The sequence below is a fragment of the Streptomyces gilvosporeus genome (assembly GCF_002082195.1).
GTDB lineage: Bacteria > Actinomycetota > Actinomycetes > Streptomycetales > Streptomycetaceae > Streptomyces > Streptomyces gilvosporeus.
The window spans coordinates 1,011,797-1,024,694 of the sequence record NZ_CP020569.1; the positions used below are offsets into that span (position 1 = coordinate 1,011,797).

At 69.6% G+C, this 12,898-nt stretch carries 13 protein-coding genes; 8 read left to right on the forward strand and 5 right to left on the reverse strand.

Annotation, left to right across the window (positions count from 1 at the left end; genetic code table 11):
- The first annotated feature begins 223 nt into the window (after positions 1 to 223).
- From B1H19_RS04675 to B1H19_RS04700, 6 genes are all read left to right on the forward strand, one after another.
- Positions 224 to 1,435 (forward strand): cytochrome P450, encoded by a 1,212-nt coding sequence (locus tag B1H19_RS04675; RefSeq protein ID WP_083103329.1) that lies wholly within the window; start codon positions 224 to 226, stop codon positions 1,433 to 1,435.
- A gap of 14 nt (positions 1,436 to 1,449) precedes the next feature.
- Positions 1,450 to 2,943, forward strand: coding sequence for a M28 family peptidase (locus B1H19_RS04680; RefSeq protein WP_083103332.1), 1,494 nt, complete (start codon positions 1,450 to 1,452; stop codon positions 2,941 to 2,943).
- Positions 2,940 to 3,719 carry a class I SAM-dependent methyltransferase gene (locus tag B1H19_RS04685; protein WP_159027989.1) on the forward strand — a complete coding sequence of 260 codons (780 nt, stop codon included), beginning with the start codon at positions 2,940 to 2,942 and terminating at the stop codon, positions 3,717 to 3,719. Before B1H19_RS04680 ends, B1H19_RS04685 begins: the two co-directional genes overlap by 4 nt.
- Positions 3,716 to 4,774: an aspartyl/asparaginyl beta-hydroxylase domain-containing protein gene (locus B1H19_RS04690; protein ID WP_083103337.1), complete on the forward strand. Its 1,059-nt coding sequence runs from the start codon at positions 3,716 to 3,718 to the stop codon at positions 4,772 to 4,774. Before B1H19_RS04685 ends, B1H19_RS04690 begins: the two co-directional genes overlap by 4 nt.
- 40 nt (positions 4,775 to 4,814) lie before the next feature.
- Positions 4,815 to 6,200, forward strand: a complete 1,386-nt coding sequence (locus tag B1H19_RS04695) for an MFS transporter (RefSeq protein ID WP_083103340.1) — start codon at positions 4,815 to 4,817, stop codon at positions 6,198 to 6,200.
- A 472-nt stretch (positions 6,201 to 6,672) separates the two neighbouring features.
- Positions 6,673 to 7,626: a hypothetical protein gene (locus tag B1H19_RS04700; RefSeq protein WP_083103342.1), complete on the forward strand. Its 954-nt coding sequence runs from the start codon at positions 6,673 to 6,675 to the stop codon at positions 7,624 to 7,626.
- A gap of 133 nt (positions 7,627 to 7,759) precedes the next feature.
- Here B1H19_RS04700 and B1H19_RS04705 read toward each other — a convergent pair whose 3' ends face one another.
- A complete protein-coding gene (locus tag B1H19_RS04705) occupies positions 7,760 to 7,978 on the reverse strand; it encodes an EF-hand domain-containing protein (protein ID WP_083103345.1) in 219 nt (72 codons plus the stop codon).
- Between the two features lie 171 nt (positions 7,979 to 8,149).
- Here B1H19_RS04705 and B1H19_RS04710 point away from each other — a divergent pair, with 171 nt between their 5' ends.
- Complete coding sequence (locus tag B1H19_RS04710) at positions 8,150 to 8,800, forward strand: Imm21 family immunity protein (protein WP_335755925.1); 651 nt, start codon at positions 8,150 to 8,152, stop codon at positions 8,798 to 8,800.
- 35 nt (positions 8,801 to 8,835) lie between these two features.
- Here the strand turns inward: B1H19_RS04710 and B1H19_RS04715 are convergent, their stop codons facing one another.
- Entirely contained in the window at positions 8,836 to 9,699 is an 864-nt protein-coding gene (locus B1H19_RS04715) for an LLM class flavin-dependent oxidoreductase (RefSeq protein WP_083103347.1), read from the reverse strand.
- A gap of 188 nt (positions 9,700 to 9,887) precedes the next feature.
- Here B1H19_RS04715 and B1H19_RS04720 point away from each other — a divergent pair, with 188 nt between their 5' ends.
- Complete coding sequence (locus B1H19_RS04720; protein ID WP_083103350.1) at positions 9,888 to 10,652, forward strand: maleylpyruvate isomerase family mycothiol-dependent enzyme; 765 nt, start codon at positions 9,888 to 9,890, stop codon at positions 10,650 to 10,652.
- A 185-nt stretch (positions 10,653 to 10,837) separates the two neighbouring features.
- On the opposite strand, the gene B1H19_RS04725 is transcribed toward B1H19_RS04720, so the two are convergent.
- The 3 genes from B1H19_RS04725 to B1H19_RS04735 are packed head-to-tail and all read right to left on the reverse strand — an operon-like array spanning position 10,838 to position 12,620.
- Positions 10,838 to 11,437, reverse strand: a complete 600-nt coding sequence (locus B1H19_RS04725) for a 2'-5' RNA ligase family protein (RefSeq protein WP_083103353.1) — start codon at positions 11,435 to 11,437, stop codon at positions 10,838 to 10,840.
- 41 nt (positions 11,438 to 11,478) lie between these two features.
- Positions 11,479 to 11,949: a DUF3291 domain-containing protein gene (locus B1H19_RS04730; RefSeq protein ID WP_083103355.1), complete on the reverse strand. Its 471-nt coding sequence runs from the start codon at positions 11,947 to 11,949 to the stop codon at positions 11,479 to 11,481.
- A gap of 32 nt (positions 11,950 to 11,981) precedes the next feature.
- Complete coding sequence (locus B1H19_RS04735) at positions 11,982 to 12,620, reverse strand: helix-turn-helix transcriptional regulator (RefSeq protein ID WP_083103358.1); 639 nt, start codon at positions 12,618 to 12,620, stop codon at positions 11,982 to 11,984.
- Positions 12,621 to 12,898 lie beyond the last annotated feature (278 nt).

The following is a 12,898-nucleotide window of genomic DNA, read 5'->3' on the forward strand; positions in this document are numbered from 1 at the left end:
TGTCCTGGCGGGACGCGTACGACCACGCCGTCGACGACATGTGGACGACGGCGCCCCACCTTGCGACAGAAGGGAGATGACCATGCGTTACATCCACTGACACGCCCCGCACATCCACTGACACGCCCGGCCGTTGCGGTCATGTCCCCCCGCACTCTCGGACATGACCGCAACGCGCCGCGGCTGCCCACAGACGTTGCGCACCAGTAGGGAGAGACTGGTCATGGGAGAGACGACGGGGGCTCTGCGGGATCCGATCTACGACCCGTTGGATCCGGGGGTCATAGCCGGCCCCCACCCGTTCTACAAACGACTCCGCGAGCACAGACGGGTCTACTGGCACGCGACGTTGGGCGCGTGGGCACTCACCGGATACGGGGAGTGCCGGCAGGTCCTGAACGACACCGCGCATTTCGGCTCGGATTTCCGCCGGGTTGGTGAAGACGTCCCCGACGCCCAGCTGAGCGTCCAGTCCCTCGACCCGCCCGAGCACGGCGCGATCCGGCATCTCCTCGTCTCCGCGCTGCACGAACAGTCGCCGGCCGTGATGGTGGACCGGGTGGCCGAGATCGCCACAGCGCAGGTGACGGCCCTTGGAGAGCGAGGCCGTCCCGTCGACCTGGTGAAGGAGTTCGCCCGGCCTGTCGCGCTCCGCACGATGTGCGACTTCCTCGGGGTCGAGGCACCCGACGGCCCGTGGTTCGAGGAGTTGTCCAACGCCGTCGTCCGCAGTATGGACGCAGGTCTCGACCCGAGCCGGGCGGAGCCCGGGAACCGGGCTCGCGGCGAGCTGAGCCGGATCGTCGGCGACTGGCTGCGCGACGCCGGCGACGACGGTTTCCTCGGGGCGGCACGACGCGCGAGTCTCGGAGAACCGAACGTGTCGGCGGCGCTGCTGGCGAACTCCCTGCGCGCGGTGCTGCACGCCGGTTACGAATCGGTCGGCCGCCTCCTGGGCAATGCACTCGCACGGCTCGTCGCACACCCCGGGCTGCTGCCCGGCCCCCAGGACCTGTCGCACCGCGACGCGCTGGTCGACGAGCTGATTCGGCTGGACGCGCCCGTGCAGGCCGACGCGCGCGTGTGCACGAGGGACTGCGTCGTCGGAGGGGAACAGATACACCGCGGTGACGTCGTCGTGCTGTTCCTCGCGGCGGCCAACCGCGACCCCGCGGTCTTCCCCCAACCCGACGAGGTCGACCTGAATCGGCGGAAGGGGGTCCATCTGGCCTTCGGCCGAGGCGCGCACGCGTGCCTGGGTGCCAGCCTGGCGACCTTGCAGCTGCGAGCCGTCCTCGCGGCACTGGCCGCCTCCGGTCTCGGCCTCACCGCGACCGAAGCCCCCGTGTACGAACCGACCGCCACCCTGCGCGGGCTGCGTTCGCTGACGGTGGCGGTTGGTGGCCCGCACCGGTCCGTACTGCTGACCCCGTGAAGGGCGGAGACCTCGTGCGCGCATCTGCGACCCTACGGAAGCTGGCCGGGACGGCAAGCGTCCTGCTGCTGACATTGCTGCTCGCGCAGCCGTCAGGAGCCACCCATGCCGCGCGTGCCCGGCTCACGACCAGCGCCGACGCGTCCGCCTATCCGCTTGCCGACCGCCTCGCGACCGACGTCACCGGCCGCGATGCCTACCGTCATCTGCGCGAGCTCCAGCGCATCGCGGATGCCAGCGGCGGCAACCGTGGCTACGACACCATCGGCTTCACCCGCTCGGTCCGCTATGTCAGCGGCCTGATGGAGGCAGCCGGATACCACGTCGTCCAACAGGCCGTGCCCTACACCGACTTCGACGTCGAGAAGGAGCGGCTGGTCGTGAGCGGCGCCAGGGAGGGCGACCCGGACATCCCCGTACTCATGACCCGATTCACCCCGTCGACCGGGCCGACCGGCATCAACGCGCCTCTGGTGTCGCCGCCCACCGGCCGCACGGGCTGCACCTCCGCCGACTACGACGGCGTCAAAGCCGCGGGCGCCGTCGTGGTCCTCGCGCGCGCGGCATGCGGATACGGCGTGCAACAGCAGGTGGCAGCCGGTGCCGGGGCGCGTGCCGTCCTGCTGTACTACCCGACCCCGTCGCCGGAGAACATCTACCGGCTCATCGGGTTCACGCCACCGGCCTTCACCATCCCCGTGGCATCGGTGTCACAGCGCGAAGGGGAGAGTCTTTCCCGGGCGGCGGCGGGCGGCGGGGTGCGCGTCCATCTCACCCTGCGGGCGCACGACGTGGCGCGCACCACGGTGAATCTCACGGCGGAGACTGCGGGCGGCGACCCGGACAACGTGGTGCTGATCGGATCCCATCTCGACAGCGTGACCGAGGGACCCGGGATCAACGACAACGGCTCCACGGCCGCCGCGGCGTTGCAGACCGCCCTCGAACTGGCCCACCATCAGCACAGTGTGAAGAACAAGGTCCGGTTCGTGTGGTGGGGCGCCGAGGAGCTCGTCGACATCGGTTCCGAGTACTACGTCAGCCACCTGACTGCTACCGAACGGCAACGAATCGCGGCCGTGCTGAACGGCGAACTCATCTCCTCGCCCAACTACGCCCGTTTCGTCTGGGATCCGGGGTCCGGCGGCAGCCATGTGATCTCCGAGCAGTTCGCCGCGTACTTCGACTCGAAGGGACTGCCCTACGAGCGGCAGAGCCCGGACGCCATCGGCTCCGACCATCTCGCCTTCTCGGCTGCCGGCATACCCGTCGGAGGGATCGACGGCGGCAATCTGAAGGTCAAGACCCCAGCACAGCAAGCGCGCTACGGCGGAGAAGCGGGGCAGATGTTCGATCACTGCTACCACCAGGCATGCGACGGGCTCGGCAACATCAACAGGAAGGCCCTCGACGACAACGCCCCCGCGCTCGCCTGGGTGCTGGGCCGGCTGGCCACGTACGACGGGGACGTACGAGCCGCCGCACAAGGGAAAGGACGCCTCCGGTGAGCGCGTCGAGGCCCGCCGCCACCACGCCGGACGAAGCCGAGGACTCCTACGAGTCGGTCGCCGGCCTGTACGACCTGCTCGCGGCCGCACAGGGTGCATCGGCGCCACCCCGGATCTCCGCATTCGCCGAACTGGCGCAACCCGGCATGCGAGTGGCCGATGTCGGAGCGGGAACCGGACGGGTCGCCCTGGCCGTCGGCGCACGTCAAGCCGATGTGTGGTGTGTCGAACCCTCGGCGAGCATGCGGAGCGCCCTGCTGGCGAAGCTCGCCCAACACCCGCAGCTCTGGCCTCATGTGACGGTCAGGGCCGGGCAGGCTCCGGGGATGGCCCTGGACGGCACCTTCGACTACGCCTATCTCGCGGGCTCACTTCAGTTTCTCGACGCCGCGGACCGCCGGGCCACGTTCGCCGAGTTGAGCGACCGTCTCGCGCCGGGCGCGCTCCTGGCACTCGACATGGTCGACGATCTGCCGGTGACGCCGGATCCGGACGGGGCCGAGGCGACGGTGGCGGATGTCGTCGTCGGCAAGAGCCGGTACACCCTGCGTGCGGCAGTCACCGCGGCAGCCGTCGGCCGGGCCGACATGCGGTACCGCTACGTCACCGAATGCGGGAACCACCGCACCGTGCAGACCCTGCGGCGCACGCGGTATTTCCACACCTTCGACGAGGTGCACGCGGATCTGACCGCTACCGGATTCACGGTGGACACCGAGCACAGCGGGGGGTGGCGCGACAACACACAACCACTCGTAGCCAGGAGAAACCGATGACCGACGAGACGCCTGCCCGCGAGACCACTCCGGCCCGATCGCCGGCGGCCGTCCGGCTCACCCCCACCTTCGACGCCGAGCGGCTGCGCGCCGAACTCGACCTCCTCACCCGCGACACCTGGCGGCGTCAGCAGACCTATTCGGAGGACGGAGCCAGCGAGGAGTACGCCGCGGACTGGCGTGTGCTGCCGCTGCGCAGCCCCGGCGGCGACGAGCGGCGCACGGACGCGGGCGGACCGGGCCCGCTGCCGTTCCGCGATACGCGATGGCTGGGGCGCACCCCCTACCTCGCCGCCATCATCGCTTCGCTCCCGACTGGTGTCCGAGGCGCCCGGCTGATGTCGCTGGGCGCGGGTGCCGCCGTCGAAACACACCGCGACACCCCGCTGGGCTTCGCCAAGGGCATGGTGCGTCTACACGTCCCGATCACCACCCACGACAACGCGGTGCTCGTCCTCGACGGCGAAACGTACCGCTGGCAGCCGGGCACCTTCTGGTACGGGGACTTCTCCCGCCCCCATTCCCTCGCCAACACCGGAAGCAGCGACCGTGTGCACCTCGTCATCGACTGCGCCGTGAGCCTGCGCCTGTTCGACATCTTCCCGCCGGACTTCGTCAACAGCGTCGACCTCGCCGACGTGCTGTTCGAGCGTCCGGAGGTCGCACTGCGCCGCACGGAACGCGCCACGTTCTGTTGCCGATTCGCCGTGCCCGCCGAGTTCCGGCACTGGTCGGGCGAGGCGCTCAACGAACGCTCCGCCGACCTGGCGGATGCCACGCTCGCCGTGGTCGACCGGCCCGACGGTCTCGTCCTGACCGAAGGAGCGGAGCACGAAGGGACGGCGCTGGTCCACGTCGGCGGCGGGGAGTTCAGGCTCCAGGGATGGACCGAGGAACGCACCATCCACCTCGACCGCGCCGCCAAGACGGTCCGTTTCCTCATCCGCGACGGATCGGCGCGGCAGTGGACCGAGCGTCCGATCGAAGCGTCCTCGCCCGTCGGATCGTCCTGGCCCGTCGGATCGCCTCGGCCCGTCGGATCGGCGGCCGGGTAAGGGTGATCGGCCCGTCGGCGGTCCGACCCACGAGGCGTCGATGACGACGACGGAGATCCGATCGGTGTGGACGGCCGAATGCCGCAGAGTCACCGTCGGCATCGCCGCCCTCCTGTCGCTCGTGGCCTTCGAGGCGTTCGCGGTCGTCACGGCCCTGCCGTCGGCGTTGAGCGACCTGCACGCCATCCGGCTCTACGGCCTCGCGTTCGGGCTCTATCTCGCGGCATCGCTGTTCGCCAGTGTGGTGTCCGGCGGTGCCGTGGACCGTTGGGGACCGGCGCGGCCGTTCATCGTCGGGACCGTTCTCTTCCCCCTGGGATCGCTGCTCGTCGGCGCCGCGCCCACCATGGGCTTCTTCCTCGCCGGGCGAGCCGTCCAGGGGCTCGGCGGCGGATCCGTGATCGTGGTTCTCTACGTCGTGGTGGTGCGCCTGTACGCCGACGCACTGCGCCCGAGGGCCTTCGCGATGATGGCGAGCGCATGGGTCGTTCCCTCGATCGCCGGGCCGCCGCTGACCGCGCTCGTCACCCAACACCTCGGCTGGCGCTGGGTGTTCCTAGGCATACCGGTCCTGTTCCTCCCTGCCGCAGGCGTGTTGCTCCCCGAAGTCCACTCGCTCCGCGAAGTCCCTACCGACAACGGCCACGAAGGGACATCGTGGGCCCCGCCGCGCGCCGGCCTGATGCGGGTCGCCGCCGGCGCAGCGGCCGGTGGCACGCTCACTCAGTACGCCGCACAGAGCCGTTCGCTCCCCACGGCTGCGGTCTGCGGGGCTGCCGCCGTCGTCCTGCTGGTACTGGCCCTTCCGCGTCTGCTCCCGCACGGAACCCTGCGCGCCCGCCCCGGTGCGCCGGTCTTCGTCCTGCTGCGCGGCCTCTTCGCGGGAGCGTTCTTCGGCACGGAGGTCCTGCTGCCGCTCATGGTGGCGAGTCGCCGAGGCGCGGGCCCGGCCCTGGGCGGTCTGATCCTCGCGGCAGGCTCGGTGGGCTGGGCGGCCGGCTCATGGCTACCGGGCCGCGGACGTTCCGACCGGTCGCCCCGCGCTCGGCTGGTCGGGAGCTGCCTGCTGATGGCGGCGGGAATTCTGATCGTCATGGCCGGTCTGAGCGACCCCGTACCCGCCGCAGTGGCCGGACTGGGCTGGCTGGTCGCCGGCACCGGCATGGGAGCCGGACTGAGCACGGTGAACCGGTGCGCCCTGGAGAGCTCGGCGCCGTCCCAACAGGGGGAGACGTCCAGCTCGCTTCAGGTCAGCGATTCGCTCGCCAGCACCGTCACGACCGGGGTCTGTGCGGCGATCGCGACGACCGGGCCCGCCTCCGGGAGCACGCCGACCCGTTTCCTGGCGGCCCTGAGCCTGACCGCCTGCCTCGCCGCCCTCGCCGCTCTCGTCGCGATGATCCGGATCCGGACTGCGACTCGGTGACGGTCGGCGGCCCGGCCTTGCGGCTCGCGGTAGTGCCGCTCGCGGCGGTGCGGCACGTTCGCGGCCACCTCGGCCCCGCCAGCCGCTTCATCGTCGACCAGGCGGCAGCTTGGAGGCGTTCCCTTTCGCCTTCTCCATCTCCATCTCCGTCTCCGACCGGCGTACGGGCACCGTCAAAAGCTACCGATCAGTTCGAAGCAACCGGGTATTAAGGAATGCCATCTCTGTGGTTGAAAGAGCCCTACAGGGCTCGAAGCACCGAAGCCGCCGGAACTTCACACCTCGAATTCCCGGGCTCTTTGGTAGACGCGTCCCGCGTGATGCAGCGCTGTTTCCTCATGCTTCTCCGTCACAGTTCCGTCATGCGCACCTTTCCCACCTTCACGACCGGGGTAGGCGCGCGTGCCGATGGAAGGGAATTCGCATGCCCTCATCATCAGCTGGCGTACGACGTCAGCGCAGAAACAGCCGCGTGACAATCGCCGTCGCCACCACCCTTCTCGCCGGTGCGTCGGTACTCAGTTCGCAAGCGCCGGCCTTCGCCGACGACACCCCGCCGACGCCCCCGAACATCTACGAATCCGACGATCAAGTCATGGCAGACCTGACCAAGTGGTCGCCGCTCCAGGATTCCGAGAGCGTCATGGGCCTGCCCACCGGCCTCGACGACAAGCAGGTCAACCTCTCGGACGTGCAGGGAGGGAAGGTCAACTACAGTCCCGACCAGGCCGTCAAGGACGCCCAGGCCGCGGCCAAGGCGTTCGCCGACGACCCCAACACCAAGGAGCCTGCCCGCGAAAGCGCCAAGAGGCTTTTCCAGCCCATCTCGGGGCTCAAGGAGTCGCCCAACTACGCCGCCCCCGTCTTCACCGGCAAAGCCGGCTACACGGACGAGTGGACCCATGAAAACCTCGACCAGCTCTGCAATCGGCCGAACCACGACGCTTCGCGCGTCGGCCAGAAGCCGCCCTGTGCCTTCGTCGGCAAGCTCACCGACAAGTATCCCGTCCGGGGCTCCGCCGGAGATGGCCTCGCCGGCGGCGGGAAGCTGACCTACAAGATATCCAGCTCGGTGGCCGACGAAAAAAGCGAGACCGAAGGCTGGTCAGTAGGCGGCAAGATCACACCGAAGGTCAGCGACGGAAAGAACGAGCTTCCGGGGGAAGTGAGTTTCACCTACAGCTACTCGTCCACCTCCACCAAAAAGCTGCAAAGCACTCTGGAAACCGACGTCGAGATGACGGTTCCCGACGGAAAGAAGAAGGGCTGGCTGGAGCCCCGGGGCAACGGCGGGTATTACACCGGCTATATCGTCTACCGGCAGAACAATGACTCCGAGCAGAGGATGGTCGCCGTCCCGGCCAGCGTCTACGTCCAGGCCCACGACACCACCAGCCCGATCACCTGGTTCAAGCGCGTGATCTAGGCCGACACCGGCAGCGCACAACGGCGTGGCTCGCCCCGGGGAGTTGGCGGGGCGGGCCACGCACGGGAATCGGGGGAGATGACGAACCGGGTCCGGCAGGTTCACGTGCCGGACCCGGCAGTGTCAGCCGTTCTCAGCCGTTCATGGCAGCCCAGAACTCCTCGAAGAACATCTGGCCGTCGCCGTCGGTGTCGAGCGAGTCGATCAGCTCCTGGGCCTGCGACTCGGTGATCTGCGACCCCTCCAACTCCGCCACGACCTTCCGGTATTCCTCCGCGGTGACCTGGCCGTCCCCGTCGATGTCGTAGCGCTCGAAGACCTTGCGCGCCGCCGTCTCCACGATGTCTGCCATGTGCTCCGCCCTTCTGCGATCTTCGCTGACGGGCCCAGGTTATCCGTCCGCCCGCAGCGACTCGGACGCGCCCAACCTGCCCAGCTGTTACGGGCCGAGCTCGTCGCGTACGGGCCTGTCGCGTACGGGCTCATCGCGTACGGGCTCACCAACGCGCGACCGGACCCGGCCATGAGCAGTGTCAGCGGAGAGCGGCAGACTGCGCGCATGGACGATTCTCGTGCCACGGGTCGCTCTGACCGTGCTGAGCTGCTGTGGGTGCGGTCGACGGGCGGACCTTTGATCGTCGTCCCGAAGTCCTCGGTGAACGCCTGGGGAGGCTCGACGGCGGACAGGGCCGTTCTGGGCGGCTTCGACGGCCCGTTCTCCAGCCCGGGTGACTATGACCGCGCCTGCGAGGTCGAGGGGTGGGCCGGGGTGATCTCCGTTGGTGCGGACGGTGCCATGGCGCTCGTTCTGGCCGATGAACCGGCTACGACGTGCTTCGTACCGGAGAAGCTGATGTTCGTGCGATGGCTGGCTGCGGACTCGGAGGCCGAGTTGTTCGCCGCGGCCGAGCACGTCTTGGCCGGTCGGGACACAGCATGGGAGGACTGCGGGCTGTGGGTCACCCACGGCCCGGCAGTGTTGATGGACTCGGCCGAAGCGGGTGCTGCTCTGGGAACGGAGTATCCCGGTGGGGGCCGGCCCGATCAGGCTCCGGTTCCGCTTCCGGCAGGTCGGTGGAGGGTGCGTGCGGTCCATACGGCGGGCGAGTTCCCGTGGGTGGGTCTGGTACAGCTCGTCGCCGCAGACGGCCCGTCCGACAGCCCAGTTGCATGAATGGTCTCCAGACCGGCCCGCCTTCGGACGGCTGATCAGACCACCGGCGGCCCCGCCTCGATGCGTCGTAGCACCGGGGTCAGACGATCCAGGTCGGGGCCGGTCTGGAGCTGTCGCTCGTCCCACCAGGTGGCGCCGGCGTCGCGCAGCGGGCCGATCATGTCCTTCGCCTTGGCCCGGTCCGGCGGCGTGGCACCGCCGAGTACGAACTCGAAGGGGCGGTCGGCTCCGGCCGTACGCTGCCTGCGCACGTAGTCGACAACTTCCCGCACGTCCGCTACGTCCGGCACCCGCCCATGCCGGGCCGTCGCGAACAGCGGTGCCGCGCCGTCCCACCGCGCTGCCCGTCGCATGGGCGCTCGATGCGGCCAGAACCCGCCGATCCACACCGGTGGTCCGGGCCGCTGCACAGTGGCGGGCAGCAGTGTCACGTCCCGGGCCTCGTAGTGCCGACCGTGGTGGTCCACCGGCTCGCCGGACCAGAAGCGCCTCAGCAGCTCCAGTCCCTCGTCCAGCCGCTCTGCGAGGACGCGCGGTTCGGCGGCGTCGCCGAAGCTGCGGTATTCGTCCTCGATGGGACCACCCAGACCCGCGGCGAAAATCACCCGTCCACCGCTGAGGTGGTCCAAGGTGGCCACCTGGCGGGCGAGTTGCTGCGGACGGTATCGGGGCACCGGCGTCAGCAGGGTGCCCAGCCGGATCCGGGAGGTCGCCAGCGCGGCGGCGGTCAGCAGCATCCAGGGGTCCCCGAAGGGACGTCCCTGGTGCTGCCGGTGCAACACATGGTCCCAGACGAAGAGCCCGTCCCAGCCTGCCTGTTCGGCGGCCGCCGCCACGGTCGCGACGTTACGGGGGTCGGCGAAGTCGCCGAAGTTCGGGATGTTGATGGAGAAGCGCATATCCGTAGGATGCTCAGTCGGCCATGACGGGGCAATCGGACACGGATTTCGGACAGGGATCTCGATCAGGAATCTTGGTCAGGAATCCAGGCGGCTTGACGGCAGGCCGCCGACGGGCGCAGGACGGCGCGCGCTCGCATTGGCGAGATCGGGCCGCCGCTCACCAGCCGGTTGTAGGGTGCGGGCCCATGCCCCACCCCACCGACATCGACCGTGCCAACATCGACCACGTCGACATTCCGGCTCTGCTCGACGACCTCCACGGCTCTGCCACACGCCTGGCCAACACCCTCGATGCGCTGACCGATCGGCAGGCTCGCGAACCCTCCGCGCTCCCGGGCTGGAGCCGCGGCCACGTCATCACTCACCTCGCCCGCAGCGCCGACGCCTACCACTGGCTGCTGACCCTGGCCCGCACCAGCACCGAGCCCGGCCCCCGGGCGGACGCCGCCGCCTTGGACCGCGCGCTGCGTGAGGGTGCCGAGCGCGACGCCGCAGCGCTGATCGCCGACCTACGCGGCAGCCTGGACCGTCTGTTCGGCGCGGCGAGGGTCATGCCCGCCGGACGCTGGTCCACCCTGGTCTCCGCCCTGGCAGGCTGGCGACACCCGGCGTGGTTCACCCTCCGTCGTGCCTGGCGAGAGCTCGAAACCCACCACGTCGACCTGAACCTCGGCTACACCCCCGCCGACTGGCCCACCCACTACGTCGCCTGGGCGCTCGACGACACCATCGCCTCCCTGGCAGCACGCGGTTTCCCCCTCGCTCGTATCGAAGCCACCGACCTCGACCGCGCCTGGACCCTCGCCCCGACCGGGCCCACCGCCACCGGCTTCGGCCATGCACTTCTCGCCTGGCTGTGTGGCCGCGGACCGGACACGCACCTTTGGTCGGATCTGCATCCGCCCACCCCACCGCCATGGCCGATGCCGCCAACCCCCGGTTGGGGGTGAGGAGTTACGGTCGGCAAACGGGCCGCGGGGGCCATCGGCCGCGACGGCGAGCGGAAGCTGCCGTCGCCCACAGCGACCGGGACGACGAGGCGACGAGGCGACGAAAACGCTGATGTCGGCGTCTCAGCAGCCCGACGCGGCGCACCTCAAGCCCGACCGACCACACATGACGGATGAGACGTGTGCTAACGCTCCACCAGCCGACGGACCCCGCCCGTGCCCAGCGTGATGACGGCCCGGGGCCGCATCGGTCCCTCGCCTCGGCGGGAGAGCAGGACCACCTCCTCGACCACAGCCGACAATGCGCCGAGCCGGGCGGCGCACTCGGCGGCCAGCGGCCGTGGATCCCGCGTGCGGCCGAGGGAAAGATGCGGAGTGAAGCGACCGCCACGCCCGCGGCAGAGCGGGAACCGCAGCTCCAGTGCCCGGTGCAGACGGGCCCACGGTTCCGTACCCGCCACGGCCGGATCGAGCCACACCGTCGCATAGTGCTGATGCCGGAAGTACCGCACGTCGGCCAGTCGCGCCGTGAACGCCGCGCACTCCCCCGCGCCGGCGGACAGCAGCGGCACAGCCCGTGCGAACTCTTCTTCCGGTACGAAGCCGAACAGCAGGTTCACATGGGGCGGCCATCGCCGCACCTGCGGATCATGCTCCCAGCGGATCTCCTGGATCGCCGGCCAGAGCTCCTGCGGCGGCAGCCACGCCACCGCCGTCCGGGCCGTCGGTGCCACGTCGAGCACGTCCACCGGCGCGGCCCGTCCGAAATCCGGATCCCAGCCCACACTCCCATGATCCGGCCCACGATCCACCTTCGCAAGAGACCCTAGGCCTGGGCGGCCCCGGCCGGTGCGGGGTAGGGGTCACGGAAGGTGAACGCGAGTGGTCCGGGGCCGTGTTCGCGCACCCTCGCGACCCGCTCCATCGCTTCGGCGATGCTCGGACGGTGGCCTGTCGGGATCCACCAGAGGGCCTGGTGCGCCTCGGTCACGCGGTGGAACCACTCGCGGCGGCGGCTCAGTACGCGCAGGTGACCGGTGTGGTAGGTGAAGTTCCGCAGGGCTTCAACCGACTCCCAGACGGAACAGTTGATCAGGAGCATGTCGTCGTTCTCGTCGGGGCGGAAGCTGGTCGCGTCCTCGCCCTCGTCGTCGACCATGCGCCACACGAACCCGGGGCTTCGCTCGGCAAGCTCATTGATCTCGGGCAGTTGGGCGACGAAGTCGGCCAACTCGGGTCCGTCCAGCGGGGCGATGATGCGGCCGATGTTGACCTGCGCAAGGTGAAAGCCAGTCATGAGACCAGCATGGCCCGACCGTTCTTCTATAGTCAATGGTTTTTGTTTTTAGAAAGTGCCACGCAACACCCGCCAGGACACGGGTCCATCGTCGGTGACCACTGTTCGGGTGCCAGGCCCTCCAGAAGCGCGAGATTCATCCCGCAGACCAAGGCCGGGAAGTCCTCGGCCAGCGCACGGAAGGGGCAGTTGTGCAGCCGCAGCGTCTCCCCGTCCCAGAAGGGCTGGTAGCCGCGGGCCCGCAGCACCTCGATCAGATCATCGGCAGCCGCATCCGGATGTGCCGCACCCGCGGCCTTCGCCGCCGCCTGGAGCTCCCGGTCCAAGCCGGCGTTCTCCACCACCTCGGCGAGCAGCCGACCGACCGCGTCGTAGGACCGAGGCGGGACGGACACGGCGTGCTCACCCTCGGCACGCCGGTACACCTTCGCCGGTCGACCCGCCCCGGGGCCGGTGCGCCCGGACAGTCGACGGAAGGACACGGTCAACAGCCCGGCCTCGACCAGCTTGTCCAGGTGGAAGGCGGCCAGCGATCGGGAAATCCCGACCGCTTCCGCGGCCGCATCGCGCCCTACCTCACCCGGGGCGGCCGCGACATGTCGATAGAGCCGACGGCGCACGTCATCACCCAGCACACCCAGCACAGCGAAAGTGGAATCTTCAGCAGTCACCCATCGAGTCTATGACCAAGGGAAATGCTCGAAACAGCGTCGCGTACGCGTCACGCGACCCTCCGACGACGGCCGTGACCAGGACTTTCGCGGCAGACCCCGTACTCCGGCCATGGCCGGAGGCGGTGCGGACATCGAGGTAGACCGCACCGATCCCTGCCGAGCACGCCGCGGTGTGGCGTGCTCGGCAGGGACTCCCCCGCGCCGGGTCGTCTGGAGCGGCGTTCAGCCCCGGACCGGCACGATCTTGTCTTCGGTGACCGGCGTAACGGCCGTCG